The organism is Methylophilus sp., from assembly GCF_008015755.1.
Lineage (GTDB): Bacteria > Pseudomonadota > Gammaproteobacteria > Burkholderiales > Methylophilaceae > Methylophilus.
On record NZ_SSGF01000007.1, the window covers coordinates 110,401 to 126,944 of the forward strand.

A 16,544-nucleotide genomic window follows, 5' to 3' on the forward strand; every position below is an offset into this window, starting at 1 on the left:
GACTGATGAACATCTTTTTCATCCGTCGCCATAAGTAAATAGACGTATTAATTGTTTACATCTGTCGCAATAGAATCAACGCATCAACAGAGGAGAAATCTTGATGACATTATGGGAAAAAATGAAAGCCAGCCCAATATTGGGTGGTAAGGAAGGGGTGATCAGCCTGGCCGTTCTGGCTGCGATCATCTTCGTCGTACTGCCGCTAAGTGTGGATATTTTCCGTCTCAACCTGATTGGCAAATACTTGACCTACGCCTTTGTCGCGGTGGGTCTGGTCATGTTGTGGGGCCATGGCGGTATCCTGAGTTTAGGCCAGGGTATCTTCTTCGGTCTCGGTGGTTACGCCATGGCCATGTTCCTCAAGCTCGAGGCTTCTGATCCACTCAGCACCAAAATTCAGTCTACCCCAGGTATTCCTGACTTTATGGACTGGAACCAGCTGACCGCCTTGCCCTGGTTCTGGGAGCCGTTCAAGAGCTTGCCATTTACCATCTTTGCCGTGCTAACGATTCCAGCCTTCTTTGCTTACCTCATTGGCTACGCCATGTTTAAGCGTCGGGTGGGTGGGGTATATTTCTCCATCATCACGCAAGCGGTTGCGTTAATTCTGAGTATTTTAATTGTGGGTCAGCAAGGCTACACCGGCGGTGTCAACGGCATGACCGATTTGCGTACTATGCTAGGCTGGGATATCCGCACTGACTCTGCCAAATACATTCTCTACTTTGTAAACGGCCTGTTGTTATTTGGCGCGATTTTCTTGTCCAAATACATCATGAGCAGCAAGTTCGGCATGTTGTTGCTGGCCATGCGTGACAAAGAAGAGCGCGTGCGTTTTTCTGGCTACGACGTCTCCAATTTCAAAATCTTTATCTTCTGCCTGGCCGCCATGATGTCTGCGGTGGGTGGCGCCATGTTTACCCTGCAGGTGGGCTTTATGTCGCCTTCTTTTGTCGGCATTGTGCCTTCGATTGAAATGGTGATTTTCTGTGCCGTCGGTGGCCGCGCGTCACTGGTTGGTGCGGTGTATGGCACCTTGCTGGTCAATTACGGCAAAACCGTATTCTCCGAAACTTACCCTGAAATGTGGCTGTTCCTGATGGGCGGGCTGTTTATTGCAGTGGTGATGTTCTTCCCAAGTGGCCTGGCGGGTATCTGGGATAAATATGCGACCAAATACGGCTGGTTTAAAGACAAGGCTGAAGCAAAAAAGCCTGAGGTAAGTACTTCTGAGGTAGAAGCACCAGCAGTACTTACCGACACATCCCGTGAAACAATCACTGCCACTGAATCTACCGATGTGGCCAGCAAACAAGTCACGCGCAAGAAAGCGGATCAAGTATCTGCGATCGACAGTAGCAACATGAGAGGAGCAGAAGCATGAGTAATACCGACTTCGTCTTAGCAGTAGAAGATTTGACCGTCTCCTTCGATGGCTTTAAAGCGGTGGATAGCCTCACCATGTATATCGATAAAAATGAGTTGCGTGTGCTGGTGGGGCCTAACGGCGCCGGTAAAACCACGGTGCTGGACCTGATCTGCGGTAAAACCAAATCAACCTCGGGTTCGATCAAGTTTAACAATACCGAATTGACCAAGCTGTCTGAGCACGAGATCGTTCGCTCGGGCGTTGGCCGCAAGTTTCAGAATCCGTCGATTTACGAAAACCTGTCGGTGTACCAAAACCTAGAAGTATCGTACCCGAAAGGCCGCGGCGTGTTTGGTAGCCTGACCTTCAAACGCACCAAAGAGGTCGAAGACCGTGTACGCAAGGTGGCTCAAGACATCATGCTGACTGAGTTTTTAGACATGGAATCTGCCTTGCTTAGCCACGGCCAGAAACAGTGGCTGGAAATCGGCATGTTGCTGATGCAAGAGCCTGAGTTATTGATGCTGGATGAACCGGTGGCTGGCATGAGTGCGAAAGAACGCGATCAGACCGCTGAGTTGCTCAACCGCATTTGCCAGAACCGCTCAGTGATTGTGATTGAGCACGACATGGAGTTTGTGAAGAAAATTGCGCACAAAGTCACCGTGTTGCACCAAGGCAAAATCCTGGCAGAAGGGCCGATGGAAAAAGTCCAGGCAGATGAAAAAGTGATTGAAGTCTATCTAGGCCACTAACTGAAGCGCCATTACTTGAGGAGTATTGCATGTTTGAAATTGAAAATTTGCAGGTGAGTTATGGCCAAAGTCAGGTGATTCATGGCCTGAACTTTAAAGCCAACAAAAACGAAACCCTGGCCATTATGGGCCGCAACGGCATGGGTAAAACCACTTTGTTTAAATCGCTAATGGGCATTTTGCCGAGCAAAGCGACCAAGGCGACAGTGGATGGTGTCGACTTGCAAGGCGCCGCCACGCATGACCGCGTGATGAAAGGCCTGGCCTATGTACCCCAAGGGCGCTGGATTTTCCCGAATATGACGGTGCAGGAAAATATCGAAACCGGGCTGGAAAAGTCTGGCTCTGGCGAAATTCCTGAGGATATTTTTGCCTTGTTCCCGGTGTTGCATGAAATGCGCAAACGCAAGGGCGGCAACTTGTCCGGCGGTCAGCAACAGCAACTGGCCATCGCCCGTGCGCTGGTGACTAACCCTAAAGTACTGTTGTTGGATGAACCAACTGAGGGCATCCAGCCATCGATTATTAAAGACATTGCCAAAGTCCTGAATGAAATCCGTAAGATGCGTGAAATCACAATCATCGTGTCTGAGCAGGTGTTGAGCTTCACCATGGAAGTGGCCGACCGCATTATCGTTATTGATAAAGGCCGCTTTATTCATGAAGATACGCGCGACAATGTCGATGCCGCCAAGGTGAAAAGTTATCTGTCTGTTTAGGTGCTTTTTTAGCCACAGAGGGCACCGAGTTCACAGAGAAAAACGAATTTGTAGTTCCTCCGTGTCTTCTGTGGCTGATAGAAAAAGTGAATAATCAGGGTTTGTCTGTGGCATGATGCGGTGATGGATGATTTGAAGCAAACGGCAATATTGCCAACGCAAACGAAAGCCGCCAAACACTGGCAAGCCAGACTGGAACTCGGCTTTTGCAAACGTGACGCGCGTTCTTATCTGGCACATCGTCTGCATAAAGGGCCGCTGGTGGTACAAAAATCACTGCATCCCGAAGGCGAGGCTGTGTGCCATGCGGTGATTGTGCATCCGCCGGGCGGTGTGGCAGGCGGCGACGCCTTGCAGCTTCAAGTCACGGTGGGCGAGGGCGCGCAAGCGTTGCTGACCACGCCAGGCGCCGGCAAGTGGTATAAAGCCAATGGCACGCTGGCTTCGCAGGATTTAAACTTCACCTTAGAGGCTGGTAGTGGCCTAGAGTGGTTGCCGCAAGAAAATATCTTGTTTGACGCCGCCGAGGTGCGGTTTACGGCAGACATTCGCCTGGCAACAGGTGCCACGCTGGCTGCCTGGGATATCGTCTGCCTGGGCCGACAGGCGCAGCAGGAGGCCTGGCAAACAGGTGTTTATCAGTTAAAACAGCAGATTTGGCGTGAAGATCGCCTGATCTGGAATGAGCGCGCCCATCTGCGCGCAGCCGATGCGCTAGCGACGAGTAGCGTCGGCTTGGGCGGCGCGGTTGTCTTCGGCACCTTTTTAGTCTGTGCGGGCGCCGTGCCTGCTGACGTAGTGCAAGCTTGCCGCGCGCTGGTGCCAGCAGGCGCCAAGACCGGCATCACCGCATTGCCAGACGTGCTGGCGATACGCTATGTTGGCCATGCCTCGCAACAGGCCAGGCAATATTTCGAGCAATGCTGGCAGATTCTGCGGCCCTGGTATTATCAGCGTGACGCGGTCAGGCCACGCATCTGGAACACTTAAAATAAGAATACTTAAAGAGACTCAGCGATGGAACTCACCCCTAGAGAAAAAGACAAGTTACTGATCTTCACCGCCGCGCTGCTCGCCGAGCGGCGCAAGGCGCGTGGACTCAAACTCAATTATCCGGAAGCGATCGCGTTTATCACCGCGGCGATAATGGAAGGCGCGCGCGATGGCAATACGGTGGCCGAGCTGATGAGCTTCGGCACCACCTTATTGTCGCGCGATGACGTCATGGAAGGCGTGCCGGAAATGATCCCGGATATCCAGGTGGAAGCGACTTTCCCAGATGGCACGAAGCTGGTCACGGTGCACCACCCCATTCCATAGGTGTGAATGATGAACATGGCAAATTGCGGCGTTGCGCGGTTTTTTAGTTACGGCATAACCTTAAGGTTAGCCTACACTGAAACTACGTTTTCGAAATCCTCATGTACTACATGTACATACCGGTTTCTGCGTTCCGTGCGCCTTGCACCTCATCCATTTTGATCATTCACTAATGCATCGATAAAAGTTCAATAGGCAAAAAAACATGATTCCCGGCGAAATGCAGGTCGCAGCAGGCGACATCGAACTCAACACAGGGCGCGCAACGGTGACGCTGGATGTGGCTAATAAAGGTGACCGGCCGATTCAGGTCGGCTCGCATTACCATTTTTATGAAACTAACGATGCTTTGGCGTTTGACCGGGCGCTGGCGTATGGCTGCCGCTTGAATATTGCCGCTGGTACGGCGGTACGTTTTGAGCCGGGGCAAACGCGCACGGTGCAATTGGTACAACTGGCCGGGGATCGAAACGTGTATGGCTTTGCCGGACGCGTGATGGGGGCTTTGAAATGAGCATCAAGATGGATAAACGCGCTTATGCCGAAATGTTCGGGCCAACGGTGGGCGACAAGGTGCGCTTGGCGGATACCGAGTTGTGGGTAGAGGTGGAAAAAGATTTTACCATCTATGGTGAAGAGGTCAAATTTGGCGGCGGCAAGGTCATTCGTGATGGCATGGGACAAGGCCAGGGCCTGGCGGCAGAAGTCGCCGATACCGTCATCACCAACGCCCTGATTATCGACCACTGGGGCATCGTCAAAGCCGATATTGGCATTAAGGGTGGCTATATTTCTGCCATTGGCAAAGCAGGCAACCCGGATATTCAGCCAGGCGTAACCATTGCGATTGGCGCGGGCACCGAGGTGATTGCCGGTGAGGGCATGATTATTACTGCTGGTGGTATCGATACGCATATCCACTTTATTTGCCCGCAGCAGATTGAAGAGGCGCTGATGTCTGGTGTGACCACTATGATAGGCGGCGGCACCGGGCCAGCCACGGGTACGTTTGCTACCACCTGTACGCCGGGGCCATGGCATATCCACCGCATGTTGCAATCGGCGGATGCGTTCCCCATGAACCTGGGTTTTTTGGGCAAAGGGAATGCCAGCCTGCCAGAGCCTTTACGTGAGCAAGTCCGCGCAGGTGTGATCGGTCTCAAGCTGCACGAAGACTGGGGCACCACGCCAGCGGCCATTGATAATTGCCTGAGTGTGGCTGACGAGATGGATGTGCAGGTGGCCATTCACTCAGATACGCTGAATGAATCGGGTTTTGTAGAAACGACCATAGGCGCATTTAAAGGCCGCACCATCCATACTTTCCATACCGAAGGGGCGGGCGGCGGTCATGCGCCGGATATTATCAAGGCGGCCAGTCATCCGAATGTGTTGCCGTCGTCGACTAACCCGACGCGGCCATTTACGGTCAACACTATCGATGAGCATCTGGATATGCTGATGGTGTGCCATCACCTGGACCCGGCGATTGCCGAAGATATTGCGTTTGCCGAAAGCCGCATCCGCCGCGAAACCATTGCCGCGGAGGATATTTTCCATGACCTTGGTGCGTTCTCCATGATGTCGTCCGACTCGCAAGCGATGGGCCGCGTGGGCGAGGTGATTATCCGCACCTGGCAAACGGCGCACAAAATGAAGATACAGCGCGGGCCATTGGCAGAAGACGCGCCGGGCAATGATAACTTCCGTATCAAACGCTATATCGCCAAATACACCATTAACCCGGCCATTACGCACGGCGTTTCACACGTGGTGGGTTCGGTTGAGGTCGGCAAATTGGCTGATCTGGTGGTGTGGAAACCCGCCTTCTTTGGCGTGAAGCCATTTACCATCATCAAAGGCGGCATGATTGCGGCGGCAGCGATGGGCGATCCGAATGCGTCTATCCCAACCCCGCAGCCCGTGCATTACCGCCCGATGTTTGGCGCGTATGGCGGTGGCTTAAAAACTGCAGTGACCTTTATCTCACAAGCCGGGCTAGATAATCCGGAAGTACATGCATTAGGTCTGCAAAAGCCACTGGTCGCGGTCAAAGGCACGCGCGATGTCAAAAAGTCAGACATGGTGCACAATACCTGGATGCCCAAGATTGAGGTCGACCCCGAAACCTATGAAGTACTCGCTGATGGCATGCCTTTAGTCTGTGAACCAGCCGAAGTATTGCCGATGGCGCAGCGCTACTTTTTGTTTTAACGATTGATTGACCGCCGATAAACGCAGATACACGCCGATAGAGCGATTCAGGTGAAATATGTATTTGTTTTTATCCGCGTTCATGGGCGTGCATCTGCGGCCAAATAAAATAAGAGTTTTAACATGATTCATTTAACCGAACGTATTGCCGTGAGTGGCCAGATTGATGACACTCTGGAGCTGCCATTTGATCAACGGCAGAAAAGCCGTTTGCGCGTGAAGCTGGCCTCCGGTCGTGAAGCGGCCTTGTTTTTAACGCGCGGCATTATTCTGCGTGGTGGTGATTTGCTTAAATCTGAAGAGGGTATGGTGGTGCAGATTGTTGCCGCCCAAGAGCCTGTGTATAACGTCATTGCACCGACCCCGCGCGAGCTCATGTGTGCGGCTTATCATTTGGGTAACCGGCATGTCCCGCTGCAAATTGGCGATGGCTGGCTCCGGCTGGAGCAAGATTATGTGTTGAGAGATATGCTGCTTGGACTAGGTATGCAAGTCAGTGAAGTGCATGCCCCGTTTGAGCCAGAAGCTGGCGCTTACGGTGGTGGCCATCGGCATGGTGATGAGGCCCCGCATTCACTGAAACCGCGAGGGCACGGTCATGGCTGATGCGCTGGCACTTAGCCGTTTATTACAACTGGCCAGCCCATTGTTGCCGGTGGGGGCTTATTGTTACTCGCAGGGCCTAGAGTGGGCCATTGAGTCTGGTGAGGTCAAAGACGTTGCGACCGCGCAGGCCTGGATAGGAGATAGCTTGCAGGTGTATCAGGCGCGGTTTGAGTTGCCGCTTTTATATCGCTTGTATCAGGCTTGGCAGGCAAACGATATGCAACAGGTGCAGGCCTGGGACCACTTTTACCAGGCCGGGCGCGACACCGCCGAAGGCTGGGCCGAGACGCGGCAGATGGGTTATTCTTTGCGGCGCTTGTTGAATGACTTAAAGCCGATGTCTCCCGCACTGATTGCGCAGGTCAACAGGCTGGAAACGCCCGCTTTTCCGACCTTATATGCGGCGATTGCCCAGCACTGGCAGATTGCGCCCGAACAGATGCTGCATGGTTATGCCTGGGGTTGGCTGGAGAATCAGGCCAGTGCCGCCATGAAAGCCGTGCCGCTTGGCCAGGTCGCCGGGCAGACCATTTTGTTCGCTCTGGGGTCGCAATTGCCCCAGGTGATACAGGCAGCAATGCAGTTGCCTGACGATGAAATGAGTAATTTTAACCCCTTGCTCAGCATCGCGGGCTGCCAACACGAAACACAATACAGCAGGTTATTTAGATCATGAAAATACATACCCAGTTTGACACCCCTACGCCTAATGTTACTGACTACAAAGAGCCCTTGCGCGTAGGCATTGGTGGCCCGGTGGGCTCAGGCAAGACCGCACTGACATTGGCTTTGTGCCAGCGCCTGCGCGAGGTGTATAACATCGCCGTGGTAACTAACGATATTTACACCAAGGAAGATGCCGAGTTTTTAACCCGCAATCAAGCGCTGACCCCTGAGCGCATTATTGGCGTGGAAACCGGCGGCTGCCCGCATACCGCCATTCGCGAGGATGCTTCCATGAATCTCGAAGCTGTTGATCAGCTGAGTAAACGATTTCAAACGCTGGATATCGTGTTTGTGGAAAGTGGTGGCGACAACCTGGCGGCGACCTTTAGCCCCGAGTTGTCTGATTTGACGATTTATGTGATTGACGTGGCTGCCGGGGAAAAAATTCCGCGCAAAGGCGGACCCGGCATCACCAAATCTGACTTGCTGGTGATTAACAAGATAGACCTTGCGCCGATGGTAGGTGCCTCGCTGGAAGTGATGGATCAGGATGCCAAACGCATGCGTGGCGACAAGCCATTTGTGTTCAGCAACCTCAAAAGCGGGCAGGGCCTGGAAGACATTGTCAGGTTTATTGAGAAACAAGGTCTCATGCTTTGATCATTGGCACTGCGGGTGCGTGGCGGTGTTGTATCGGCTTGCCACAAATGCACATTGCCAATGTTGGCCGTTAAATCAATATAGAAAATTTGGTGTGTGAACGACTTCACTCATCTTGAATGCAATTCGTTTGGAGAAGATTGAATGAAAAAAAATATTCTAGTCGGTATTGCTGGGCTCGTCGCATCCACCAGCGCGCTGGCCCATCCAGGTCACGGCCTGGCGTCTGGCTTTGCAGCAGGCTTTTTGCACCCACTCACAGGGTGGGATCACTTGTTGGTGATGTTATCACTCGGTGTCTGGGCCGCGCGGCGTCCAAAGGGGCAGGGTTGGCAGCTGCCTGTCATGTTTGTGGTGGCGATGGCAGTTGCCGCTTTTACCGCAATGACCTGGTTGTCAGCTTCAATGGCTGAGGTATTAGTCGCGGCAAGCGTATTGCTGATGGGCGGTTTGTTGTTGGCTGATGTCGCTATATCGCGCGGTATCCAGCTTGCTGGTGTGGCGGTGATCGCCGCCGCCCATGGTTATTTGCATGGTATAGAGTTAGGTAGCCATTGGGTTGCACTGGCAGGCATGCTACTGGCTACTGCGCTTTTACATGCTTTAGGTTGGTGGTTGGGGCGTCAGCCACAGTTATGGGCGCGCTCTGCATCCAGACTACTAGGTGGGCTGATGCTGGTATTTGGCGCTAGCTTGCTCTGGGTTTAAATGACTCCTGCGGCCGCGCCAGGCCGTGGCAAACGTAAAATGCGGATAAGTTTGTTATCCGCATTTTTTATTTGTGGCATGCTTACAGCTGCATTACGTCAATTAACGTAGTGATTGATGTTATCACCTGCTCTAGTATAGCTTGGGGCGCATATTTCTCTACTGACGGTCCCGTCTTTTTAAGGATTGTTGATTGTTACACCCTTCCGAAATGTCATCCGCCACTCAGGCAGAGCCGATACAGCGTATCGTCAAGATTCGTCGCGACTATAACAATTGGGTGGCCAATGAAACCATAGAGGATTATGCCCTGCGGTATACGCCGTGCGCGTTTCGCAAATGGTCGATTCTTCGTGTGTCCAACACAGCTTTGGGTGCGATTTCTTTCCTGGTGCTAGAGGCGATTGGCGGCACCATTACCATCAATTATGGCTTCCCTAATGCCTTGTGGGCTATTTTAGCGGTTGGCCTGATTATCTTTTTAACTGGCTTACCGATCAGCTATTACGCCGCCAAATACGGCTTAGATATGGACTTGCTGACGCGTGGTGCGGGCTTTGGCTATATCGGCTCGACCATCTCTTCGTTTATTTACGCCTCGTTCACCTTTATCCTGTTTTCGCTCGAAGCGGCGATTATGGGCTATGCGCTTGAGCTGTATTTTCATCTGCCTTTGTATCTCGGCTATCTGGTCAGTGCGCTGATTGTGATTCCGCTAGTGACGCATGGTGTGACCTTGATTAGCCGCATTCAGATGATCACGCAACCGATCTGGATTGCGCTGATGTTTTTGCCGTTTTTCGCCATTATCCGAATGGACCCGGATGTGCTGCATCGTTTAAGTACATTTGCGGGGGTGTCAACCAACGGTGGGCACTTTAACTGGGTGATGTTTGGCACGGCGACAGCTGTTGGCGTGGCGCTGATTCCGCAGATTGGTGAGCAGGTCGACTTTTTGCGCTTTATGCCTGAGCGCAACAAAGAAAATTACTGGCGCTGGAATCTGGGCGTGTTAATGGCCGGGCCCGGCTGGGTCATCCTTGGCATGCTCAAAATGCTGGCGGGCGCGTTACTGGCCTACCTGGTGTTTAACCGGGATATGCCCTTGAGTTCGGCGGTGAATCCGACCCATATGTACTGGATCGGTTTTGAACACGTATTCAGTAATCACCAGGTAGCGTTAGCAGTCACGGCTTTGTTTGTCTGCGTGTCGCAAATCAAGGTCAACATGACCAATGCTTACGCTGGTTCGCTGGCGTGGTCCAACTTTTTTGCTCGCCTCACGCACAGCCATCCAGGGCGTATTGTCTGGGTGGCGTTCAACGTCATGATTGCCATTGTGCTGATGGAGCTCAATGTGTTTCAGGCGCTGGAGGAGATTTTAGGTCTGTATGCCAATATCGCTATCGCCTGGATCGCCGCCGTGGTCGCTGATCTGGTCATTAACAAGCCACTGGGATTAAGCCCCAAAGGCATTGAGTTCAGACGCGCCTATTTATACGATATTAACCCGGTTGGTGTCGGCGCTATGTTTATTGCGTCGGCGATTTCAATCGCCGCCTACACCGGCATTATGGGGGTGCTGGCGCAGTCGTTTTCCACCTTTATTTCGCTGTTTACCGCCTTGCTTATGTCGCCGCTGATTGCCTGGTACACCAAAGGTAAATATTACCTGGCCAGGCAGCGCCCCACTTATTTGCAACCATCGACCACCAAGCAATGTGTGATCTGTGAGCGTGAGTATGAAGTGAGTGACATGGCGCATTGCCCGGCTTATGGCGGTGCGATTTGCTCGCTGTGCTGTTGCCTGGATGCGCGTTGCCATGACGCCTGTAAACCGCAAGCGCGGCTCAGTGCGCAGTGGGAGGCACTGAATAAGAAGTTTTTGCCGCCGCGTTTATGGCCGCATTTAAACGGCGGCGTGGCACACTTTTTGTTGTTGATGCTGATTGCCATGCTGTTGTTTGGAGCGACCATCGGCTTGATTTACCTGCATGATGCGCTGACGGTCGGCCGCGAGTACCCCGGGCTGATGCAGCACTTCCGCTCCGGGTATTTAAAAGTGTTTGTCGCCTTGTTGTTTTTGGGCGGGATTGTCGCCTGGTGGCTGGTGCTGACTTCTGCCAGTCGCCGTGTGGCACAGGAAGAGTCTAACCGGCAAACCGGCTTGCTGCTCGAAGAAATCGAGTCACACAAAAAAACCGATGCGCAGTTGCAAAAGGCGCGCAGACTGGCAGAAGAAGCCAACCAGGCCAAGAGCCGCTATATTACCGGCATCAGCCACGAGCTACGCACACCGCTCAATAGTATTTTGGGCTACGCACAATTGCTCACCAATGATGCCAGCATCCCCGAGCATCGCAAGCAGGCGATTAAAACCATCAGCCGCGGGGGCGAGCACCTGCTGTCGCTGATTGAAAGCACCTTGGACATTGCCCGCATTGAAAGCGGCAAGATGACGTTTGACGTCAAGCCGCTGCATTTGCCGGAATTTATCAGCCAGATGGTCAGCATGTTTGAAATCCAGGCGCAAAACAAAGGGCTGGCGTTTTATTTTGAGCAGTCGGGCAATTTGCCTGACTACGTGCGGGCCGACCACAAGCGCCTGATGCAGATTCTGGTGAATATTTTAGGCAATGCGGTCAAGTTCACCACCAAGGGCAGTGTGACCTTCAGAGTGAGTTATGCGCGCGAAATCGCCCAGATTGATATTGAAGATACCGGCCCGGGCATCGCGCCCAACGAGGTGGAAAAAATCTTTGAGCCGTTTGAACGCGGCAGCGCGGCAGATGTGGTGGGTATAGGCGGCACCGGCTTAGGCTTAACCATTAGCAAACTACTCACGCAACTCATGGGCGGCGAAATGCACTTTGACAGTGTGCTGGGGCAAGGCACACGGTTTGAGATTCGTCTGTTTTTACCGCAGATTCGTGAAACCGCGCACTTATCTAAAAAAGCCGTGCGCCAACGCATCGGTTACCAAGGGCCGATCAAGACGATATTGGTGGTGGATAATGAGGAAGCCGACCGTGCATTATTGCGCGATGCCTTGCAACCCCTGGGCTTTATTGTGCAAGAAGCAGGCAATGGTCAGGCTTGTGTTGATCAATACCGGACGCTGCATGCTGACTTGATCTTGATGGATCTGGCCATGCCGATGATGGATGGCTGGGAAGCCGCTTATATCATTCGCCAAGTGCATCAATCCAAATTGCCGATTGCCATTATCTCGGCCAATGCTTATGACCGTAGTCTGGATAATCAAGCCAAAATTCCAGCACAGGATTTCTTTGTCAAACCCGTCAATCTAGACGAAGTACTCGACTGGATCGGCAATCAACTAGACCTGGCGTGGCGCTACGCGGATAGTGCTACCGCCACGCCAGAACCGCTGTCTGCCAGCGATAGAGAGGCACTCGCGCCTATTCCTGCCGCCTTGCTTGACCATATGGCTGAGTTTGCACGCATGGGCTATGTCAAGGGCGTGCGCGAGGTGCTAGCGACGCTCAACCGCGACCATGCGCAACATCAACCTTTTATTCACGCATTACAACAAGCCATGGAACGCTTTGATTTTGCCAAACTACAACGCTTGATTGAGGAGTACACCGAATGACCAGCCATAGCCATACCGTGTTAATTGTGGATGATGTGCCAGAAAACCTGGCCTATCTGCATGACGCACTGGATGAATCCGGCTACCAGGTCTATGTCGCCAACTCTGGCGAGATGGCATTGCAGGTCGCGCACCTGATGCAGCCGCATGTGATTTTGATGGATGCCATGATGCCTGGCCTGGATGGGTTTGCCACTTGCCGACGCATCAAAGCCGCCACAGAAACCCAGCATATCCCGGTGATTTTCATGACTGGTCTGACTGAAATTGAACACGTCACCATGGCGTTTGATGCCGGTGGTGTTGATTATGTGACCAAGCCAGTGCGTCCGGCAGAGGTGCTGGCCCGCCTCAAGGTGCACGTACAAAATGCCACAAAAATGCATCAGGCGACCACTGCACTGGATGCATTTGGCCAGGCAACCATTGCCATTTTGCCGACGGATAAGCGCCTGGTATGGCAAACGCCGCTGGCCAAACATTATCTGGCGCAGTATTTTGCTGAGTGGGCAGCCAAAGAAGCCTACAGCGCCGTGCAAACGCTGCCGCCCATGATTTACCAATGGCTAGAAAGCTCAATACAACAATTCTCGAGTGGGCAGTCCATGCAAACCCTGAGCGTCAATCAGGGCAGTGCACGCCTCAGCCTGACCGTGGCGAATACCAGCGAAGAACAGTGGGTAGTGGTGTTGCGCGAGCATTCAGACGAAGCGCAGATTGAGTCCTTAGGTAAGTTGTTCCAGCTGACCAAGCGTGAATCAGAAGTGCTGTACTGGACGGTGAAAGGTAAAACCAATAAGGACGTCGGCGAGATTTTAGGCACCAGCCCGCGCACCATCAACAAACACCTGGAGCATGTGTTCCAGAAGCTGGGGGTAGAAACCAGGACCGCTGCGGCGTCACTGGTGGCTTCAAAAATCAAGTTTTAGCGGCTTGACTCAGGCGCGGGCCTGAGTCAGTCTTTGGCGTTTAGAAGTGATAAACCACGCCTACAGTGGTCACGTTGGAGTCAAAAGATTTGCTGCCGCCGCCATTGACGTCAACTTCGGCTTTGTAGTGATCCCAGCCGACACGCATCGAGACGGTTTTGTCAAAATGGTACTCCGCACCCAGGCCGTAGGTGGCGCCCATGCGGGTGGCATCGTCATATGCACTGATACCTGAGACTTTGCTGCTGGTGGCGGCAACGCCTAATTTGCCATAGACATCAAAGGCATCGTTCAGCGGCAAAATGCCGACGGCGGTCAGGCTCAAGGCGTCTGCCTTAGCGCTGCCATGTATATTGTCGGTGACTTTGCCGATGCCGGTATATTGGCCTTCAACGGCAAAATACGGGTTGAATTTGTAACCAGCCAGCACACCGGCCACGGCCTGGCTGTCTTTGTCGACCCCGTTAGGGGTTTTTAAGTTGGGCATGCCTACGCCCAGATTTGCGCCGGCATAAAAGCCTTCTGTACGCGCGCCTTCTGCACTGGCACACAGGGGTGCCACGAATGTCAGGCTGCTCATCAACCATAAAATAGCGTGTTTACGCATGTTGCTTTCTCCAATCAATGATTGATCATTCTTATTTAAGTTTGCTTTGTGCCAGTTTCAGGCCTTCTTCAATATCCTGTTTGCGGCCAGCATCTGCATCTTCACGCCCAGGGCGCGCCGGTGCCTGCAAGGCTTTCTGGTAATAGGTCACGGCCTGGCTGTAATCGCCTTGTGCGCGCAGATAATCGGCATAAAAGTAATTGCTATCAATGCCTGTTGGGTTGAGTTGTAGGGCTTTTTCGAGGTATTCACGACCTTTTTTCTTATCGCCAAAGCCAATCGGCCAGCCGGGTACGCGGAAATATAACGAACCTAAGGTGGTGTAGGCGGAACCATTCAGTGCCTGCGGATTGCTTTTGATGCTGGCTTGTAACAGGTCGCGTGCTTGCTCGGCCGCTTTGAGGGCATTGACCGGGTGTAGCGGCCCCATGCTTTTAGCATAACCACTCAATACAATCGCTTCCCAGATTTGAGCCTCATTCGCCTCCGGATTTTTTGCCGTCAGTTGATGTGCCTGCTCAGACAAGCTTTTAAAAGCGGTTTCTTGCTGATCTTTGCTGGTTTGGTAAGTGGCTTTTGCCCAGGCATGTTGCAGGTTGGCCAGTTCGTTATCCAGGGCTTCATCGGCAAAAGCGGCATGCGTCAGCAAGGCCAGGCAGGTATACATGATCAAACGTTTCACATTGGCTCCCAGTTTAAATAAGGGTATTTTTGCAATAAGAGTGCCAGCCTGAGAGGTGTCTGAGTGTTGATATATTGTTTAAATAAATCAAGTGGTTACGATTTGTGCTTTACTGCAGATGCGCGTGCTAGGGCTTAAACTGGGCGTAAAGCCTGCTTTTTTTGCAGGGCAAGCGCAGGTGACTCTGCAAAAAATGCATGCTATGGTCGCACTGCTACAGATCCTCTCCAGTAGAAAAGACAGGGTGAATTAAGATGCACACGCAAACACAACTCCGCTCATTTGAGGCGCTGTCGCAGCGCTATGGTGAGCGTTATAAATGGATGGTGTTGCTCATTATCGGTGTTGGCACCATTGCCGGTGTGTTGTGTACCTCTAGCTTTAATGTGGCGGTGCCCGCGCTGACGCACACTTTTCACCTGGGGCAAGACCATGTGCAGTGGGCGATGACGGCATTTTTAGCGGCGATGACCATCGGCATGCTGCCCGCTGCGTGGTGGCTGGAGCGTTTCGGCCTGCGCCGCATATTTATCACCACGCTGTGGTTGCTGATTGCCGCCAGTGTTGCAGGTTTTTATGCGCACTCATTTGTCGAGGTGGTGATTGCGCGTTTGCTGCAAGGCCTGGCCGCGGGCGTGTTGCAGCCGCTGGGGGTGATGGCGCTGATGCGGTTGTTTCCTCCCAATATTCAGGGGCGTGCCTCGGGTATTTTGATCGTGGGCATTGCCTTTACGCCAGCGATTGCACCGTCTATCAGTGGCTGGTTACTCGACCAGTTTGGCTGGCACGCCATTTTTCTGCTTGGTGTGCCGTTTGCGTTGATTGCCTTGTTGTGTGCCTGGCGTTGGTTACCCGCACCGCGTAAAAACCCTATCAAGCCATTTGACTGGCCCGGCCTCGGTTGGCTGTCGGCCGCCACCATCGGCCTGGTCGAGTTCGTCTCCAGCTTGCACCACAGCGGTCTCGCCTCAGCCTGGACCTGGGGGCAAGCGACGCTGACTGTGGTGTCCATGATTTGTTATCTACGACACGCACATCAGTTGCCGCACGCCATTATCCAGTTGCATTTGTTTAACCGCCCGACCTTTAGCCGCGGCACCTTGGTCGCCTTTGCTTATGGCTTTGGCTTGTATGCCTCGACTTATCTAATCCCGGTGTTTTTGCAAAATGCCATGGCTTATTCAGCCACAGATGCCGGTTTGTTATTGCTGCCGTCAGGGTTGGCCCTGGTGTTGACGATTCCCTTTGCTGGGCGCATGGCTGACCGCTTTTCGCCCAAGCGCATCACGCTGGCCGGTTTGCTCATCTTTGGTCTGTCTTTTATGGTGTTTGCGGTGGCGGCCAAACAGGTGCAATACTGGGATATTGTCGCGGCGACAGTGGTTGGCCGCATTGGTCTGGGGCTGATTTTACCGGCACTCAATCTGGCGACGTTACATGAAATGGAGCCGCATCAGTTAGGCCAGTCTTCAGTGGTGGTGAGTTACGCCAGGCAGTTGGGCGGCGTGGTCGGTGTGACCATGATGGCGGTGTTTATGGAATGGCGCGAACGCGTGTGTGGCATGGTGACGCCAGGGATTTTCGAGGCCTATGCACAAGGCTTTTTGCTGCTATCGGTGGTGTTTGCGCTGGCAATGATTGCCGCGCTAGGCATGAAGGACGCGAAACGAGAATAGGCAGGTGGGGGCTG

At 53.0% G+C, this 16,544-nt stretch carries 16 protein-coding genes; 14 read left to right on the plus strand and 2 right to left on the minus strand.

The features are described 5' to 3' along the window. Positions 1-103: 103 nt before the first annotated feature. From urtC to E6Q52_RS03110, 13 genes are all read left to right on the plus strand, one after another. Complete coding sequence (gene urtC / locus E6Q52_RS03050) at positions 104-1,387, plus strand: urea ABC transporter permease subunit UrtC (RefSeq protein ID WP_292818245.1); 1,284 nt, start codon at positions 104-106, stop codon at positions 1,385-1,387. Then, the gene (gene urtD / locus E6Q52_RS03055; protein ID WP_292818248.1) at positions 1,384-2,127 is read left to right on the plus strand and encodes an urea ABC transporter ATP-binding protein UrtD; all 744 of its coding nucleotides are present in this window, start codon (positions 1,384-1,386) and stop codon (positions 2,125-2,127) included. The genes urtC and urtD overlap by 4 nt, the downstream gene beginning before the upstream one ends. A gap of 29 nt (positions 2,128-2,156) precedes the next feature. Then, complete coding sequence (urtE, locus tag E6Q52_RS03060; protein WP_292818251.1) at positions 2,157-2,846, plus strand: urea ABC transporter ATP-binding subunit UrtE; 690 nt, start codon at positions 2,157-2,159, stop codon at positions 2,844-2,846. A gap of 123 nt (positions 2,847-2,969) precedes the next feature. Beyond that, complete coding sequence (locus E6Q52_RS03065; protein WP_292818253.1) at positions 2,970-3,836, plus strand: urease accessory protein UreD; 867 nt, start codon at positions 2,970-2,972, stop codon at positions 3,834-3,836. A gap of 27 nt (positions 3,837-3,863) precedes the next feature. Further along, positions 3,864-4,166: an urease subunit gamma gene (locus tag E6Q52_RS03070; RefSeq protein ID WP_029148355.1), complete on the plus strand. Its 303-nt coding sequence runs from the start codon at positions 3,864-3,866 to the stop codon at positions 4,164-4,166. A gap of 205 nt (positions 4,167-4,371) precedes the next feature. Next, a complete protein-coding gene (locus E6Q52_RS03075) occupies positions 4,372-4,680 on the plus strand; it encodes an urease subunit beta (protein ID WP_292818263.1) in 309 nt (102 codons plus the stop codon). After that, complete coding sequence (ureC, locus tag E6Q52_RS03080; protein WP_292818266.1) at positions 4,677-6,380, plus strand: urease subunit alpha; 1,704 nt, start codon at positions 4,677-4,679, stop codon at positions 6,378-6,380. Before E6Q52_RS03075 ends, ureC begins: the two co-directional genes overlap by 4 nt. A 123-nt stretch (positions 6,381-6,503) precedes the next feature. Continuing rightward, complete coding sequence (gene ureE / locus E6Q52_RS03085) at positions 6,504-6,986, plus strand: urease accessory protein UreE (RefSeq protein WP_292818269.1); 483 nt, start codon at positions 6,504-6,506, stop codon at positions 6,984-6,986. After that, positions 6,979-7,662, plus strand: a complete 684-nt coding sequence (locus E6Q52_RS03090; protein WP_292818272.1) for an urease accessory protein UreF — start codon at positions 6,979-6,981, stop codon at positions 7,660-7,662. The genes ureE and E6Q52_RS03090 overlap by 8 nt, the downstream gene beginning before the upstream one ends. Further along, complete coding sequence (gene ureG / locus E6Q52_RS03095) at positions 7,659-8,312, plus strand: urease accessory protein UreG (protein WP_292818275.1); 654 nt, start codon at positions 7,659-7,661, stop codon at positions 8,310-8,312. The genes E6Q52_RS03090 and ureG overlap by 4 nt, the downstream gene beginning before the upstream one ends. Positions 8,313-8,456: 144 nt before the next feature. After that, on the plus strand, positions 8,457-9,020 hold the full coding sequence (locus tag E6Q52_RS03100; protein ID WP_292818278.1) for a HupE/UreJ family protein: 564 nt from the start codon (positions 8,457-8,459) through the stop codon (positions 9,018-9,020). A gap of 211 nt (positions 9,021-9,231) precedes the next feature. Then, entirely contained in the window at positions 9,232-12,636 is a 3,405-nt protein-coding gene (locus E6Q52_RS03105; protein WP_292818783.1) for an ATP-binding protein, read from the plus strand. Then, positions 12,633-13,565, plus strand: a complete 933-nt coding sequence (locus tag E6Q52_RS03110) for a response regulator transcription factor (protein ID WP_292818281.1) — start codon at positions 12,633-12,635, stop codon at positions 13,563-13,565. The genes E6Q52_RS03105 and E6Q52_RS03110 overlap by 4 nt, the downstream gene beginning before the upstream one ends. Before the next feature lie 40 nt (positions 13,566-13,605). Here E6Q52_RS03110 and E6Q52_RS03115 read toward each other — a convergent pair whose 3' ends face one another. Both E6Q52_RS03115 and E6Q52_RS03120 read right to left on the minus strand, forming a co-directional pair. Next, a complete protein-coding gene (locus E6Q52_RS03115) occupies positions 13,606-14,172 on the minus strand; it encodes a porin family protein (protein WP_292818284.1) in 567 nt (188 codons plus the stop codon). Positions 14,173-14,203: 31 nt separating this feature from the next. After that, positions 14,204-14,854: a hypothetical protein gene (locus E6Q52_RS03120; RefSeq protein ID WP_367124765.1), complete on the minus strand. Its 651-nt coding sequence runs from the start codon at positions 14,852-14,854 to the stop codon at positions 14,204-14,206. A gap of 254 nt (positions 14,855-15,108) precedes the next feature. Here E6Q52_RS03120 and E6Q52_RS03125 point away from each other — a divergent pair, with 254 nt between their 5' ends. Further along, a complete protein-coding gene (locus tag E6Q52_RS03125; RefSeq protein ID WP_292818287.1) occupies positions 15,109-16,530 on the plus strand; it encodes a DHA2 family efflux MFS transporter permease subunit in 1,422 nt (473 codons plus the stop codon). The last annotated feature ends 14 nt before the right edge of the window (positions 16,531-16,544 follow it).